Source organism: Mesorhizobium sp. M7A.F.Ca.CA.002.05.1.1 (assembly GCF_003998335.1).
In the GTDB taxonomy this organism is placed as follows: domain Bacteria; phylum Pseudomonadota; class Alphaproteobacteria; order Rhizobiales; family Rhizobiaceae; genus Mesorhizobium.
Window position 1 is genome coordinate 18,290 of the sequence record NZ_RZQI01000001.1, and the last position, 15,752, is coordinate 34,041.

General features: G+C 61.8%; 11 protein-coding genes and 1 pseudogene. 6 read left to right on the forward strand and 6 right to left on the reverse strand.

The window, feature by feature from the left end; all coding sequences use genetic code 11:
* Positions 1–22: 22 nt before the first annotated feature.
* The 4 genes from EN939_RS00095 to EN939_RS00110 are packed head-to-tail and all read right to left on the reverse strand — an operon-like array spanning position 23 to position 3,608.
* Positions 23–1,087, reverse strand: a complete 1,065-nt coding sequence (locus EN939_RS00095) for a maleylacetate reductase (protein ID WP_127266439.1) — start codon at positions 1,085–1,087, stop codon at positions 23–25.
* Positions 1,084–1,800 (reverse strand): alpha/beta hydrolase, encoded by a 717-nt coding sequence (locus EN939_RS00100; RefSeq protein ID WP_335930785.1) that lies wholly within the window; start codon positions 1,798–1,800, stop codon positions 1,084–1,086. Before EN939_RS00100 ends, EN939_RS00095 begins: the two co-directional genes overlap by 4 nt.
* On the reverse strand, positions 1,740–2,699 hold the full coding sequence (locus EN939_RS00105) for a VOC family protein (RefSeq protein ID WP_127266441.1): 960 nt from the start codon (positions 2,697–2,699) through the stop codon (positions 1,740–1,742). Before EN939_RS00105 ends, EN939_RS00100 begins: the two co-directional genes overlap by 61 nt.
* 3 nt (positions 2,700–2,702) lie before the next feature.
* On the reverse strand, positions 2,703–3,608 hold the full coding sequence (locus tag EN939_RS00110; RefSeq protein WP_127266442.1) for a dioxygenase family protein: 906 nt from the start codon (positions 3,606–3,608) through the stop codon (positions 2,703–2,705).
* Positions 3,609–3,701: 93 nt separating this feature from the next.
* On the opposite strand from EN939_RS00110, the gene EN939_RS00115 reads away from it, so the two are divergent.
* Positions 3,702–4,652, forward strand: a complete 951-nt coding sequence (locus tag EN939_RS00115) for a LysR family transcriptional regulator (protein WP_127266443.1) — start codon at positions 3,702–3,704, stop codon at positions 4,650–4,652.
* A gap of 174 nt (positions 4,653–4,826) precedes the next feature.
* Here the strand turns inward: EN939_RS00115 and EN939_RS00120 are convergent, their stop codons facing one another.
* A complete protein-coding gene (locus EN939_RS00120) occupies positions 4,827–6,203 on the reverse strand; it encodes an HlyD family type I secretion periplasmic adaptor subunit (protein ID WP_127266444.1) in 1,377 nt (458 codons plus the stop codon).
* Positions 6,196–7,947, reverse strand: coding sequence for a type I secretion system permease/ATPase (locus EN939_RS00125; protein ID WP_164748771.1), 1,752 nt, complete (start codon positions 7,945–7,947; stop codon positions 6,196–6,198). Before EN939_RS00125 ends, EN939_RS00120 begins: the two co-directional genes overlap by 8 nt.
* Positions 7,948–8,509: 562 nt before the next feature.
* On the opposite strand from EN939_RS00125, the gene EN939_RS00130 reads away from it, so the two are divergent.
* The 5 genes and pseudogenes from EN939_RS00130 to EN939_RS00150 form a co-directional block, all read left to right on the forward strand.
* Entirely contained in the window at positions 8,510–10,165 is a 1,656-nt protein-coding gene (locus EN939_RS00130; protein WP_236383136.1) for a calcium-binding protein, read from the forward strand.
* 511 nt (positions 10,166–10,676) lie between these two features.
* Positions 10,677–11,885, forward strand: a complete 1,209-nt coding sequence (locus EN939_RS00135) for a glycosyltransferase family 4 protein (RefSeq protein ID WP_127266447.1) — start codon at positions 10,677–10,679, stop codon at positions 11,883–11,885.
* On the forward strand, positions 11,882–13,141 hold the full coding sequence (locus tag EN939_RS00140) for an O-antigen ligase family protein (protein WP_127266448.1): 1,260 nt from the start codon (positions 11,882–11,884) through the stop codon (positions 13,139–13,141). Before EN939_RS00135 ends, EN939_RS00140 begins: the two co-directional genes overlap by 4 nt.
* Positions 13,141–15,138: pseudogene (gene asnB / locus EN939_RS00145) on the forward strand (asparagine synthase (glutamine-hydrolyzing)). The gene EN939_RS00140 and the pseudogene asnB overlap by 1 nt, the downstream one beginning before the upstream one ends.
* A 1-nt stretch (position 15,139) precedes the next feature.
* A partial coding sequence (locus EN939_RS00150) for a Wzz/FepE/Etk N-terminal domain-containing protein (protein WP_245473038.1) occupies positions 15,140–15,752 on the forward strand: 613 nt, incomplete at its 3' end.

The window sequence follows — 15,752 nt, forward strand, 5'->3', positions numbered from 1 at the left end:
GTTCCTCCCTCTTGTTTTATTCTCAAGCCCCCGGACGGCGTCCCTCCCACGCCACCTGAAGGAGTTCCCTTATCGATCCCGGATCGATTGGCCTCGGATTGGCATAGGCATTCTTGACCGCGATCGCCGCCGCGCGGTCGAGATCGGTCTCCTCGATGCCGATCGCCTTCAAGCTCAGCGGAGAGCCGACCGACTGTGCGAAATCCCAGAGCCCGCCGCCCGCCGAGCCGCCGCCGAATGCCTCGGCGATGGGGCGCAGCAGATCGGGCACTGCCGCTTCGTTGAAGGCGGTCGTGTAGGGCAGCAGGATGGCGTGGGTTTCGGCATGCGGCGTATCGAACGAGCCGCCGAAGACATGCGCCAGCTTGTGATGCAGCGCCATCGAGACATAGCCGAGTGCGGTCGAGCAGCACCACGCCGCATAGAGCGCCTGCGTCCGCGCCGCGCGATCCTGCGGGTCGCCGATCAGCCTTGGAATGCCGTCCTTGAAGGCAATCATGGCATCCCTGCACATCAGCACGATCACCGGGTTGCGATCGGGGGCATAGAAGGCCTCCATCGCATGAGCGATCGCGTTCATCGCCGAGGTCACGGTGAGACCTACCGGCAGACTCAATGTCAGATCGACGTCGTAGATCACCGTCTCGGGGCGGATGTCCGGCGAGCGGCGGGTGGTCTTCTCACCGGCCGCCGTCTCGCCGAGGATGTCAGTCATTTCCGAGCCGGCATAGGTGGTGGGAATGACCACCTGGTCGGCGCCGGTGCGCACGGCAATGGCCTTGCCGAGCCCGGTGGTCGAGCCGCCGCCAAGACTGACGACCGCCGAAGCGCCGCTGCTGCGGAAGGCATCGACGGCCTTTTCCGTGACCTCGACAGGGGTATGCATGACCGCGCCGGCAAAGATCCCGGCCGCGAGGCCACCAAGGCTTGCGGCCAGTCTTTCCGCATCGCCCTTCTGATGCGATGTCGACAGCACCATCACCTTGTCATGGCCGAGCCGCCGGACTTCCTCTTCGACGCGAGCCATGCTGCCGGCACCGAAGACCACCCGTGTCGTCAGGCCAGGAAAGGTGAAGCTGTCCATCATCGCGCCGCCTCCATGCGCGGGCCACGCCCGGCCGCGAGGTCGTCGAGGATCGTGCCCAGCATGGCGATCTCGGCGTCCGAGACCTCATGGCCGCGGCCCGGGAACAGATCGGCCCGCAGGCTCGCGCCAAACCGGCCCAGCGATTGCGCGGCATCGGCAAACGCCGAGACCGGAATCCAGGGATCAGCATCGCCACCGGAAAGATAGATCGGCATTCCGGCCGGCGCCGCCTCGGATCTTTCGTCCGCCGGAACGCCGACACGGCAGCCCGTGAAGGCCGCCAAAGCGTCCGGCGGCGGCAGCCCCGCGCAGAGATACTCGATCGAGAGACACGCCCCTTGCGAGAAGCCCGCGAGAAGAAGCGGCAGTCCGGGCAGTTCGGCCCGCGCCGCGACCATTGCGGCCGCAAGGTGGTCGAGCGCATCCGAAAGCTGCGCGCGGGCGACCGGCGTCAACGGATCGACGGCACGCGCCTCCCACCAGATGCCGTGCGGTGCACGCGGCAGGATGAAGGCCACGGCGGACGCGGAAAGCCGCGACAGCACATGCGACTGCATCTCTTCGGGCGATTGGCCGCGGCCGTGGACGAAGACGCAGATCGCCTTCGCCTCCGGGCCTCTTGGCCCAAGCCGGAGCGGACCGCTGCCTGAACTCACGTGAAATCCGCCTCTTCCAGGCCGGCCTGCAATTCGCTCTCGCGGTCCTTGAACCACGGCGGGAAGACCAGCGTCTTGCCGATCTGGCCCGGAGGCTCATCCTTGGCCCAGCCTTCCGGCGTGGTCCAGGCAATTTCGAACAGCGCGCCTCCGGGCGAGCGGACATAGCAGGACTTGAAGTAGTTGCGGTCCTTCTGCTCCGATATATCGGTGAAGCCGAGGCCCTCTATATGGGCGCGCAGTTTCAGCTGGTTCTCTTCGTCGCCGGTGTTGAGGGCTAGATGGTGGATGGTGCCGCCAGCCAGCGTCCAGGTGCCCTGCGGGCTGTCGCGATCGACAATGACCTCCACGCGCTGCGCGACGCCGGCCGCGTCCGGCACGCGGAACACAAGCCCCTCGTGGTCATCGGCCTCTTTCTCCATCGGCAATGCGATGGTCAGGAAGTCGTCCATGGCGGTGCGGTCCATCACCGCCACCACGGCGCCGTAGATTCCCTTGATGCCGTGGGCCTTGCCGATGCCCTGCGTTTCGTTGGCGATGGGCGCGCGTGGATCCCTGTCGCTTTCCACCAGCTCATGCGGGATGCCGCAGGGATGTGCGAAAGCCGCACGGTCGGCGCCAAAACGAGTGATCTTGATGGCCTCGATGCCGCGCGCGTTCAACCGGTCGACCCAGAAATCCACGGCCCCCTTGGGGATCGACTGCATGATGGTACGCGACTGGTTGGATCCGCGGCGGCCATAGACGCCTGGCTTGCGGAACGGGAAGGTGGTGATGATCGTCGAGGCATCGCCGTTGGGCGAGCCGTAATAGAGGTGATAGACCGGGATGACGCCGTCGAACAAGACGGTGCGCTTGACCGAATGCAGGCCCAGTGCCTTGGTATAGAAATCAAAATCTTCCTGAGCGCTGTCCGTCGAGAGCGTCAAATGGTGGTAGCCGCTGACACGTGCCATCGGTCATCTCCTCCCAGAGGTTTCGGTTTCGCCCCGCCGCTGCGGACAGAGCACGAGGTTGAGGTCGAGCGCGTGCTTCCGTTTTCCTCCGTTGGGCGGCAGCGCGCGGAACTCGGCCATGAGTTCGGGCTTGACCCCGAAGATCGCATCCCGGCCGATCGCGGGGTCCGACCGGTCGAAGATGTGGGTCGTCAGCGTTTCGAAGCCCTCCGCCGAGACGCGAAAATGGATGTGGGCCGGCCGCTCGAGGCCAAGGCCAAGCGCCGACATCAATTGGCCGACTGGGCCGTCCGACGGCAGCGTGTAGCCCTTCGGCTTCACCGTCGTGAAGCGGAACCGCCCCTGCGGATCGGTACGGAAGCGCCCGCGCAGATTGAATTCAGGCTGCTTATCAGGTTCCTGGTTCTCGTAGAGACCCTCGGCATTGGCCTGCCATATCTCGACCATCGTATCGCCGATCCCCGCGCCGTCGAGCGCGACGATCCGGCCGGCAACTTCCAGCGGCTCACCCTTGTGATCGCGCGAGATGTTCGCGCCGAGCGGCATCTCCGGCACGTCGGCCCGGTAGAAGGGGCCGGCCAGGGTGTTTGGGGTCGCCCCAACAGGGCGCGGGCTGTTCTGATCCTCGATCAGCGAAGACACGCCCAGGACGTCGGCGAACAGCACCCATTCCTGGCGCCGCGCATCGGCGTAGTGGCCAACCTCGGTCAGAAAATCGATCGCCTGCCGGAATTCCTCGCCGGAGGGGCGCAACTCGACGATCAGCGCGTGCAAACCGTCGACGGCTGCCTGTGCCGCCGCCGCCAGGCGGGACTGGCCCATTGCCGTCAGGCGCCGTGAGAATTCCTCGGCCTGCGTCGAGATCGCCTTGGGGAATTCATCTCGCTTCGGGTCGTGCTGGCCGTGCATTCCGCCGGGGCCTCCCTTCCCCTTGCCAAGCGGGATAGCACGGCCCGACGCGATGCTTGATGAGATGTGGCGTCCCTTGTATAGCGTTTTGCTATGAAGCTGAACGAGCGCCACCTCATGCAGCTCGCTGCGGTGCTGGATGCAGGCGGCGTGTCGGAAGGAGCCGCTATGCTGGGCCTGACCCAGCCGGCAGTCAGTCGATCGCTGGCCATGCTGGAGGCACGGGTGGGCGAGCCGCTTTTCCTCAAGGGTCGCCGGCCCCTGCAGGCGACACCGCTCGGCTTCCAGCTGGCGGCGCAGGGCCGCACGATGATCACCGCGTCGCGCAAGGCGTCGGATGCGGTGCAGGGCTTCATGAAAGGCACCAAGGGCGTCGTCCGTGTCGGCGGCGTGCCTTTCTTCATGGATGCGATGATCAGCCGGATGATCGGAGAATTCCAGAAGCTCGAGCCCGAGGTCACCGTCCAGCAAAGCTACATGAACCTGCCCGAGATGGTCGCGGCGCTGGAGAGCAACCACATCGATCTCGGGATCGTGCCGATCGGCGTGCTAGACCTGGGACCCGGCTTCGAATTCACGGAAATCCTGCCCGGACGCAACGTCGTGGCTTGCCGGCCCGACCATCCCCTGCTGCGAAATCGCCGCCTCAGGGCGCATGACCTGACCAGCTTTCCCTGGGTTGCCCCCCTACCCGGCTCTCCGCTGATGTCGGACCTGCAGATGATCCTGATGAGCATCGGCATGTCGGACCTCAACGTCCGCTATTCGGGAGGCTCGCTGATGAGCGTGATCAACTTCCTTGCCGAAACCGATGCGCTGGCGGTGCTGCCATTCTCCGTGGTCTTCGCGCAGCGCAAGGAAAACCGGGTGACGGTGCTACCCTATGAAATTCCGCAGCCCAGCCGCTCGCTTGGAATCCTGCGCCGGGTCAGCGGGCCACGCTCGCCCGCGGCAGAGCGCTTCGCCGGCCACGTCACGACCGCCTTCGAGAATCTGAAGCACATCATCAAACGGCACGAGAATGCCGTCGTCTGGGGGCGGTAATCCGGCCTCGCTATTCGAATGATGCGGTGGCGTCACATAACGCGCATGTTTCCTCCAGCCGGAGGCGCTTCATCCCCGCGTCGCCGGTTAGGCTCGACGGCCGCCCGCCCCCAAAAGCCGTCGGGCCGCCAGAAATCCCGATATCCTATTGGCTCTCCCTCCTCCACCTCGCCATCACTGCGTAAACGCCTTGGACATCTGGTCCACAAAGGGTTTCAACAGATAGGACCAGACATTGCGTTCATCGGTGCGGATATGAACCTCGGCGGGCATACCTGGCCTCAGCACCTTCGCTTCGGTCAGGCAGTTCGATTTGCTTTCAACCTTGATACGCGCCGAGAAATAGGAAAGCTGACGTTGCGGATCTTTAATCAGATCTGCCGAGATGTGTTTCACTGACCCTTGGCAGACCGGAGTGGTTCCCACGTCGAACGCCGGAAAACGGATCGATACCGGCTGCCCCGGGCGGACGTCGTCGACCCGCGACGGCGGGATCAGCGCGTCCACCACAAGATCATCGGCATCAGGTACGATGGTCATGAGCATCTCGCCAGGCGCGATAACGCCGCCGACGGTATGGACAGCCGATTCCTGTATCGTTCCGGACTGCGGCGCGCGGATCGTTGTCTTGGTCAATTCATCCTGGGCCACAATCCTCCGTTCGTTGAGTTCGGTCTGCTTAGCTTCCGTCTCGCGGAGTTCGGTCGTCACGTCAGTGCGCCTTTGGTCATCCAGTTGCAGCATCTGCAACCCCGTTTCGCTGATGCGCGCCTGCGCTTCAGCTACTGCTGCAGCGAGGCGCCCCGATTCTCCCCTGGCCCGGGTGGCATCCAGCTTGATGTTGCTTAGCCTCTCCTTGGAGACGAGTTTTTTGGCGTAGAGGGAATCAACGTCCGCGAAATCCTTGTTCAGCAGAGCAACCGATTCATCCACCGCGCTCTGTTGCGCCTTAAGGCCGTCGATCTGACGTTCAAGTTGCTGGGATTGGCTTCTCAACTGTGCCTTCTGTCCAGCCAAAGCCGAAGCGCGCGTTTCAAAGAGAGCGCGCTCGCCATTGACGAGCGCAGCCAGCTCCGGCTGGTTCATTCGCGCCTTCAGGCCGGCCGGCAGCTGCATTTCCGCCAGGCCCGTGCGCTCGGCCTCCAACCGGGCGAGGCGGACGGTCGCGCGATCGAGATCCTCACTGATGATTTGCAGGTTCGCACGAGGCAGCGTGTCATCCAGTCTGACCAGCACGTCGCCGGCTCGTACATGATCTCCGTCCTGCGCGAAGATCCCGCCCACTGTGCCTCCGGTTTGATGCTGGACCTTCTTGACGTTGGTTTCCACCACCACGGTGGCTGGTGCAACCACAGCGCCGGCGATGTTGGTCAACCCCAGCCACAGACCACCGCCAAGAACCAGCAGACCGGTAATCGCCAAGCCGAATATCAGGTTGGCCCGTATACCGTCCGACAGATCTGGCGCGCTCACGGCAGGCGGTTTGCTGCCACGAAGGGTCCGAGCATACGACGAGAAGGTGACGAATGTTTCGAGCAGAGCCTCATGCATGCCCGGCAACCCCCGGTATCGGCGCCAAAGAAGATGGCCGAGGTGGAACAGGCGGTGACGGTCGGAGCACGTTCGCCAAGACCTCTTCGCGCGAGCCAAAGGCATGAACCGTCCCATTCGACATAACCAGTACCTGATCGATGTTGGCGAGAGCTGAGGGACGATGCGCAACGACAATGACGATGCCTCCGCGCTGACGCACTGCCCGTATGGCGCCGGCCAGGGCAGCGTCCCCGTCCACGTCGAGGTTCGAGTTCGGTTCGTCGAGCACGACAAGAAACGGCTCGCCATAAAGTGCTCGGGCGAGACCCACGAGTTGCCTCTGCCCTGCCGACAGGGCCGCTCCGCCCTCGCCGATGCGGGTCTGAAATCCCTGGGGGAGTTGCATTATCATTTTCTCGACGCCGGCTGCTCTTGCCGCCGCAAGGACGCCTTTTGGATCCGTCTTGCCTCGGAACCTCGAAATGTTGTCTGCTACCGTGCCGTCAAACAACTCCACATCCTGCGGCATGTAGCCGATATGGGCGCCGAGTTGTTCCGAGTTCCATTGATCGAGAGAGGCGCCGTCCAATCTCACCGAGCCATGGAGCGGCTTCCACACCCCGACCAACGAACGCACCAAAGTTGTCTTGCCGGAACCGCTTGGGCCGATTACGGCCATCCCAGCGCCTCTCGACAGATGGAAGCTCACATTGACCACGGTTGGCTTTGGCAAGCCGGGCGGCGCAATGGTCAATTGCTCGACCGCAAACCGCGCCTGCGGCCGAGGCAACTCCATTGGCTCGTCCTGGCGGCCGAATGCCGCCATGACCGCCGCCAGCTCGGAATAGCTGCGCCGGGCCGACAGAAAGCCTCTCCAGTTTGCGATCGCAGCATCGACCGGGGCCAAGGCGCGGCCAAGCAAAATGGAAGATGCGATGATCACCCCAGGTGAAGCCTCGCCGCCGATCACCAGGTAAGCGCCGAGACCGAGAACACAGGACTGCAACGCCATCCGCAGGGCCTTCGACAGCGAACTGGCGCCACCAACGACGTCCGAGAGACGTTCCTGCTGGGCGAGATAGGCTCGGCTGACGTCGCTCCAGCGTCGAGCCAGTCGACCAGAAAGCCCCATTGCGTGAACGACTTCGGCGTTGCGGCGGCCGGAATCGGCAAGCGCCCGCTGCGACAGCAGCTCCTCCGAGGCACGCGCGGCGGGGCCTCGGCTAAACACTTCCGCAATCGCTGTTAAGAGGACCACGGCGATCGCACCGACCGTCGCCAGCAGGCCGAGCGAAGGATGGAGCAAATAAATGATCAGCAGATAAAAGGGGATCCACGGGGCGTCGAAGATGACCGTGGGTCCCGTTCCGGAGAGAAAGCCGCGCAGTCGGTCAAGATCGTGCAAAGGCTGCAGACGGTCCGCATCACGCCCTGCCTTGAGCGGCAGGGACAGGGAGATGGAGAACACCTTTTGCTGCAAATTCCTATAGAGCCGGCTGCCGATGCGGACCAACACGCGAAGCCGCACGAAATCCAGAAGCCCGTATACGGCATACAGGCCCAGCATTCCGATCGTGAACCCCACCAGGGTCGGAACGCTCTGCGACGGCAGAACGCGATCGTAGATCTGCAACATATAGACCGAACCGGTCAGAGCGAGAATGTTTATCACTGCCGAGAACAGCGCCACGCCAAGCAGCCCAGGCATGCAGGCGAGAATAGCGGAACGGAGCTCGGGAGAACCGGCCCCCGATGTTTTCATGACCAGCGGTCGTTCGCGCGACACTGCCGCGCCGTTACTTCCGTAAGTTGTAATGGCTCAAACCTTTCTTAGTGCGCATAGCAGCCGCTATCCGTCGCCCCCCTTATTACGCTCTGCTTACATACGTCGACTTTGAGGAAAATGCAGCCGATTCGTGGCGTGAACCAGCGAAACGCGACGGCCGACGTCTCCCTGTCTGGGGATAACTTCCCGAAAAATGACGATTTTCGCTAAAGGAATTGGTCAGAACGGAGCCAGCAAAAGAGGCGTATGTCCTTGCTCCCAAACACTTTCAAAGGTGCCACGGTCGGCTGAGCAAAATACCTGCTACTGAGCAACAACTTAGATCAATCAAACATTCTATCCCGTTGTGTTTCGTATTTGATTTCATCCTAATGTAGCAATCACCTAAGCAGACGCGGGGCATAAGTCGAATCAACCAAAGGATCATTGGATGACACTCCATTATGCGTCCGGTGGATCAGCCACCGAAGTCGCAACCGCCGGGTTCAACCTGGTCGATGTTCAATATCTCTCGCAGGTCAATGCTTTGCCGGACGGCATGAAAGGCCTCGTCTATCTCAGCGCCCACGACGGCGTCACCTCCTCTTTCATCGAACAAGTTACGCCCTTTCTCAACAATCCCAAGGTGTTCGGGTTCTTCCTGATGGACGAGCCAGATCCCACCGGCAGATGGGGCACATATGCAAGTGCCGAAACCCTGAAGGCGGAGTCGGACTGGATCCATTCCCATTTTCCAGGCGCCAAGACGTTCATCACCATGATGAATATGGGCTCTCCAACAAACCCGGATTTTTCCAACACGTATAATCCGGCAAATACCGGCATCGACTACTATGGGTTGGACCCCTACCCGGTGCGCGATGACGTGAGCACGGTCGACTACAACATGATCGACAGGGCCGTGGCTGCGGCCGTCAAGTCCGGCATCCCGATCGACAAAATCATTCCAGTCTATCAGACTTTTGGCGGTGGCAACTGGACGACCGACACGGGCGGGAAGCATCAGATGCCGACGCCGGAACAGATGCAAACGATGATAGATCATTGGGCAGCACTGGTTCCGTCGCCTGCCTTCGATTATGCCTATGCCTGGGGCTCGCAGAACGGTGACACAGCTCTGGAAAATTCGCCGGAGTTGCAGGCTTTGTTCCAACAGCACAATCTCCAAAGCACCGGTGGCTCGGCCGCCCCCCCAGTAACCGATCCGATCGATACCACGACCCCGCCTCCAACCGACGTCGCCGCCCCTGCTCCGGCCACGCCTCCGACAGACGCCGCCGCTCCAGTTCCGGCCGCGCCGGCCCCGTCGGACAGCGATCATGTCTTCCATGGCACGCGCGGCGCAGACGTTTTTCACGCGACCACGGGCAATGACAAATATCTCGTCAACAATGCCCATGACAAGGTGATGGAAGCGCCAAGCGGGGGGTTCGACAAGGTCGCGGCCTCGGTGAGTTACGCTCTTACGGCGGGCTCACATATCGAGCAGCTCTCCACCGCCAGTTCGGGTGGCAGGGGGTCCATCAACTTGACCGGCAACGAATTCGATCAAGCTATCTATGGGAATGGCGGCGCCAACAAGATCAATGGTGGCGGTGGCGCCGACAAGATGACCGGCTATGGCGGCAATGACACCTATTACGTCGACAATGCTCACGACAAGGTGGTGGAGCAGAAGGGCAGCGGCATCGATAAAGTCCTCGCCTCTGTGAGTTTCGCCCTATCGGCTGGCTCGCACATCGAACAACTCGCGACCAGCAAGGCGTCCAGCAAGGCCGCGATCGACCTGACGGGCAATGAGTTCGCTCAAACCGTCAAAGGCAACGCCGGCGCCAACAAGATCGACGGCGGCGGTGGAGCCGATACTTTGACCGGCGGCCGCGGCAGTGATGTCTTCGTTTTCAGTACCGCTCTTGGCGACGGAAATGTCGACAGGATCACTGATTTCAACAAAGCCCAGGACAAAATCCACCTCGATCATTCCATCTTTGCCGGTCTCGATCAGGGGGGCCTCTCGTCGGACGCTTTCTTTGCCGGCAAAGCCGCGCATGACAGTTCCGATCACATTGTCTACAACAGTTCGACGGGAGCTCTTTCTTTCGACAGCGACGGCGTCGGAGGCGCAAACCAGATCCATTTCGCGAGCCTCTCTCCGCATCTGTCGATTACCGCATCGTCTTTCCTGGTCACCTGAACCAGCCCAGCGAAGAAATGCTCTAAGAAGTCGGCGAGGCCCCTGGCCTCGCCGACAGATGTTCCGGATGAGTGGACCAACAGCTGACGTGCCGGTTCCGTCCTGAAGACCGGCCACGCAGGCCGAGGGCCGACTTGACGGCCCAGCGCAACCACGCGTCAAAGATTTTTTGCCATCAGCGAACCGCGGAGCTCAGGCACCGCGCCGCCGCAATTGGACACTCGAAAACCTTGGACAACCAAGGTGATGCAGACCAGCCACCCGTACCGGCTCAGGCAAGCACCGCGCTCATCCCGCAAGACACGAGTCGCATGAACGCTCCGGCAATCGCGAGGGAATCTCGCCTCGCTGGTCGCTACCCTTCCAAACATCCCTTGTGTCATTCAAACGGACGAGGACAGGCACCTGGTGTCCCCCTAGCGTGCACTCGGGCGGCATGCGCTCAGAGGTGATGAAACCGGGCCATGGCAGCATCGAGAGCCAATCGGCCATGTGCGCTTGGGAGAGGCAGATGAACCCGCACCTGGTCTGCGTGGGAGGCGAGGATCACGCCTTGAGAGTTCCCTTCCTCATCGCGCTGCGAGAGAAAGGCTTTCGCGTTACGGCGGTCTCGAGCGGTTCTCCCGTACCGTTTCTTCGGCATGACATTTCGCATCACAGGTTCTCCTTCGACCGCTTTGCAAGCGGAGGCGGGGAATGGCGCACTCTCCGAACGATGCGCCGCTTGATGCAGGAGCTTCAGCCTGACATCATCCAGAGCTTCGACACCAAGCCAAATCTGTTGACGCCCCTTTCGGTACGGGGAACTGTTCCGGTCATTCGCACCATCAACGGACTGGGGTGGACGTTCTCATCGCTGGAGCCTCGAGCCCTGGCCTTGCGCCCGGTCTATTGCGCACTGCAATGGCTTGCGTCTTCCTGGACGGCAGCGACCGTATTCCAAAATCGCGACGACCAACTGTTCTTCGAGCGCTTTCGGCTGATCGGCCGCGGAAGTTCGCGACTGATACGCAGTTCCGGAATCGATGTCGATGCGTTCGCAACGGTGCGCCATCTCGGGTCCTCAGCAACGAAGATGCGAAAGGACCTCGGCCTTCAGTCCGCCGAAGTGGTGATCTTCGTCGGCCGTTTGACGCGCCAGAAAGGCGTGGCGACCCTTCTCAATGCGATCCCTCGCATCCTGTCCGCAAGGCCCGCGGCGCGGTTTGTGCTCGTCGGCCCACGAGAATCCGAGGGCTCATTCGCAATCGACAAATCGGAGCTCGATCGGCATGCACCTCATGTGCTGGCCTTGGGTCCACGACGCGATGTCGCCGATCTCCTTGGCATGGCCGATGTATTCGCCTTTCCCACTCAGTATCGTGAGGGGGTTCCGCGTGTATTGCTGGAGGCGGGGCTGGCGGGACTGCCCATCGTGGCCTCAAGGATGCCAGGCTGCAGCGACATCGTCGAAGACGGATGGAATGGCTACCTGGTTGCGCCGCATGATGCCGATGCCCTCGCCTCGCGAACGATAGACTTGCTGTCCGACCGCGCGGCGGCCAAGGCGATGGGCGCCCGTTCTGTTGAACTTGTCCGGAGGCAATTTGCCCTGCCACTGGTGGTCGACCAGTACTGCGATCTTTACGACAACACACTCCGCGCGGGGCACATGCGACCGCTCCCTGCCGTTGGGCTTGGAGGCGGCCTCGCAAATCACCGAGGCGGGGCACATCAATGATCCGGGACGCCTTGCTCGCCCTGGGAGTTGCGATGTCTTATGCGACGCAACTGGGTGTTCCGGGATTGCCGCTCGGCTATGGCGAATTGTTCATCGCGATCTGGATCGTTCTGGCGATTGGACGAATACTCGCCGGCGGTCGTCTCCAGGTCACGCCCGCTTTTGTCCAGCTTGCGAGCTTCTGGCTGATCTTGTCGCTGGCTTTGGGAATCGGCACGATCGTCGGCTACCTGACCACCGTCCTTTACCTGACCGGGCTGGTACATGACGTTATGGCCTATGTGTTGCTGGCAAGCTTCACATGCTTGGCGGCCGCGGAGCCCGACGCCGATCGTCACCTTCGCCGCAGTGCGTGGTGGGTGATCGCCATCGCCAACGGGAGCTTCGTAATTCAGCTGGGACTGGCATTTGGGGTAGCCCACCAGTCCGGCGTCGATCCCTGGTTCTGGGACAGGTTCCGTGGCTGGTCCGAGAACCCGAACCAACTTGCGCTCTATTGCGCGCTTTTTGGCCCACTGGCTTTGCATCTTGCTACGACCACCCGCAACCCATGGGCTCGTTTGCTTGCATTCTCATGCCTGCTCCTGACCTTCTATGTCGGCCGGCTGACGAAGAGCGACACCTATCTCTACACCAGCATCCTGAGCTGCCTCATCTTTATCGGATTGCGGCTTCGTGCATGGATAGCAACGAGTGGCCGCGCCAGCATGCCCCGCATGGCGGCAATTCTGCTGTTGGCGGGTTCCTTGCCTCTAGCGCTTGCAATGACGCCGTACGCGCTCACCGAAGAGACCAGCGTCGCCAATTTTGCCAAGAACCTCACCAAAGACGAAGGCGGGGAAGGGACCATCGAAACGTTCGAACTCCGGCTCTATTTGTGGCAGGAGGCCGTGGAAAAAGGATTGAAATCCGGGTCGCTGGGACTGGGTCCTGGTCCTCACCTCGAGCGGCCGCCCGTCGCCGACCGTCAATTTCTGCAGCGACCTTTCGAAGCGCACAATACCGTTCTCGACCTTTACCTGCAGGGCGGATTGCTCGCCGTCATCGCGTTGGTCTGGATCGGGGGAGCCGCCATGTCCTTCGCCTGGCGAGGAGGATTCGACGCCCTGCTGGTGCTTGGTGTCTCGACGATAATCTTCAGCATGCCTCACCTGATCATCCGCCATCCAATCGTGTGGTTTTCGCTGGCTTTCTGCCTCGTTGCCGGAAATCCGACCGCACTTCGGCGGCAGCTTGCTGAACCGAGGGTGTCCTAATGTGTGGGATCGCGGGAATTCTATTGGCTTCCGACGCCGCGGACATAAAGCCGCTCGGAGCGATCGGGCGGATGACTGCATCGCTGCGTCACCGGGGGCCGGACGGCCAAGGGCTCTGGATCGACCGCGAAGCTGGAATCGCACTGGGCCACAGGCGGTTGGCAATTGTCGATCTGTCAGCCGCCGGGCACCAGCCGATGCATTCCGCCAGCGGTCGGTACGTGATCACCTTCAACGGTGAGATATACAATTTTCGCGATTTGCGTTGCGAACTCGAGAGTGCGGGCCAAACCTTTCAAGGCGCCAGCGACACCGAAGTGATGCTGTGCGCAATCGAGCATTGGGGGCTTGAGGCCGCCCTCAATCGCTTTGCCGGGATGTTCGTCTTCGCATTGTGGGATCTCAAGACAAGAACCCTGCATCTGGCCCGCGACAGAATGGGCAAAAAGCCCCTCTATGTCGCATCGATCTGAGATGCGCTGGTTTTCGCCTCTGAGCTGAAGGCGATCAATTGCTTTCCGGGCTTTTCTCCCGACCTTGATCTTGATGCCGCCGCGGCAATGCTTTCGACGGGATGGGTGCCGGACCATCGCTGTATCTGGCGAAGCGTGTTCAAACTGCCGCCTGGTTCTGTCCTTTCCGTCACGGCGGCGACTTTTGCCGAAGACCGCCGCGCGGACCGTCTTTCCCGATGCGTTCACCGCTGGTGGTCGCTGGCTGACGTCGCTGCCGATGGGCGACGGAACCCCGTCATCGGCACGGACGAAGACCTCATTGACGAACTGGACAACCGGCTTCGGCTGGCTGTGCGGGAACGCATGATCGCCGACGTGCCTCTGGGCGGCTTCCTGTCGGGGGGCATCGACAGCTCAGCCGTGATCGCCTTGATGCAGGCCCAATCCTGCAAGCCGGTTCGCAGCTTCACGATCTCGTTCGCAGAGGGCGGCTTTGATGAAGCTCCATATGCAGCGGCCGTTGCCCGTCATCTGGGTACCGACCACTCCGAACTTCACCTCTCGCCAAGCGCCGCACGTGACGTCATTCCCGAGTTGCCCCAGGTCTGGGATGAACCCTTCGCCGATGAATCACAAATACCGACCTTACTCGTTGCCAGGCTCGCTCGTCAGCACGTCACCGTAGCGCTGTCGGGCGACGGTGGTGACGAGTGCTTCGCAGGATACGGGCGCCACTTTATGGCGGAGCGGCTGAAACGGCACCTGCGCCTGCCCCGACAACTGCGCCGAACCTTGGCGGCAGGAGCAGGTTTTTTCGCACGCGCCGGACGTGACGATGTCGTTGGCAAACTGCCGCTCTCTGCGAGCGCGAGGCATTTTATCCGGAGCGACCGAATGGAACGCCTCGCCCGGCTGCTCACGGCATCGAATGAAGACGAATTGTTTCAGCGGCTGGCGCGGCCACAGGCTGAAAACCTGGGATATCAGCGGCCGACCGAACCAACCTACGGCTACGGCGATCCGCCGCTTGACGACCTGCTCTCCCGTCTTCTCTACGATGACATGGCGGGCTACTTGCCTGGCGACATCTTGGTGAAGCTGGACCGTGCCACCATGGCCAACAGCCTTGAGGGTCGGTGTCCTCTCCTTGACCACCGCGTTGTCGAATTCTCCTGGCGGCTGCCATCCAACATGAAAGTTCGTGATGGCGCCGGCAAATGGATCCTTCGCCAATTGCTACGCCGCTATCTCCCGCAGCACCTGATCGAGCGTCCGAAACAAGGCTTCGATGTCCCTATTGCTGGATGGCTGCGGGGTCCGCTGCGCAACTGGGCCACCGATCTTCTCGCCGACATGCGAACCGAAAGCAGTGACGTATTGGACACCGCGAAGATCGACGCCTGCTGGCGCGATCACATTGATGGCCAGAACCGCTCCCGCGAATTGTGGTCCGCGTTGATGTTCCAGGCCTGGCGGAGCAAGGCCAATCGGCAAGCACAGCAAACCGGCCCAACTCATGAACTCGACCTGGCAGGAGTGTAAGATGGTAGGTTCCGCAATCAGCCCGATCCAGCTGCCACGGGTCAATCAACTGCCAGCACCGGTTCTCGAAGGCAGAGTGCACGTGCGGTCATTGCGTGAATATGTCGAGCCGCCCACCGCGTCGCGCCAACTCTTCGTGATTTTGGCAAGGAGAAAATGGTCTATTATTGCTTTCGCTGTGTTGGGCGGCTTGTTGGCGGGGTTGCTGGGAAGCCTTCGACCAGTTCTCTATGAGTCAACAACCCAGCTTATCGTCGACGCCCCCTCGCGCGGTTCACTGCCCGTCGGCGCCCCGTCTTCGCAGGACCTCGTTGATTCAAGCATAGATGACCACATCACGATGCTATCGTCGCAAGATCACCTGCGCCGGGTCATGGCGGCACTACGCAAGACAGGTGCGGCGGAAACCGGACAGGACAATTCCGCTAGCAGGAATTCCCGGCTTGAACCGTCTGCCACCCCTCCCCCAAGGACACGCTCACTTGCCGGCGGTCTACTGGACCGGCTGTGGCCAGGGGCGGACCAGGCAGCCAACAGTCCACAAGCCGAGGATGCCTCCGAGTTGAGAGCTTTGCGGCGAGGCATGCGGGTCGGGCAGGAGCTGCGATCGAGAG

Excerpts from the sequence above, each read along its gene's own strand:
- EN939_RS00095 (WP_127266439.1), bottom strand. The coding sequence starts at position 1,087 with ATGATGGACAGCTTCACCTTTCCTGGCCTGACGACACGGGTGGTCTTC.
- EN939_RS00105 (WP_127266441.1), bottom strand. The coding sequence starts at position 2,699 with ATGGCACGTGTCAGCGGCTACCACCATTTGACGCTCTCGACGGACAGC.
- EN939_RS00110 (WP_127266442.1), bottom strand. The coding sequence starts at position 3,608 with ATGCACGGCCAGCACGACCCGAAGCGAGATGAATTCCCCAAGGCGATC.
- EN939_RS00115 (WP_127266443.1), top strand. The coding sequence starts at position 3,702 with ATGAAGCTGAACGAGCGCCACCTCATGCAGCTCGCTGCGGTGCTGGAT.
- EN939_RS00120 (WP_127266444.1), bottom strand. The coding sequence starts at position 6,203 with ATGCATGAGGCTCTGCTCGAAACATTCGTCACCTTCTCGTCGTATGCT.
- EN939_RS00125 (WP_164748771.1), bottom strand. The coding sequence starts at position 7,947 with ATGAAAACATCGGGGGCCGGTTCTCCCGAGCTCCGTTCCGCTATTCTC.
- EN939_RS00130 (WP_236383136.1), top strand. The coding sequence starts at position 8,510 with ATGAAAGGCCTCGTCTATCTCAGCGCCCACGACGGCGTCACCTCCTCT.
- EN939_RS00135 (WP_127266447.1), top strand. The coding sequence starts at position 10,677 with ATGAACCCGCACCTGGTCTGCGTGGGAGGCGAGGATCACGCCTTGAGA.
- EN939_RS00140 (WP_127266448.1), top strand. The coding sequence starts at position 11,882 with ATGATCCGGGACGCCTTGCTCGCCCTGGGAGTTGCGATGTCTTATGCG.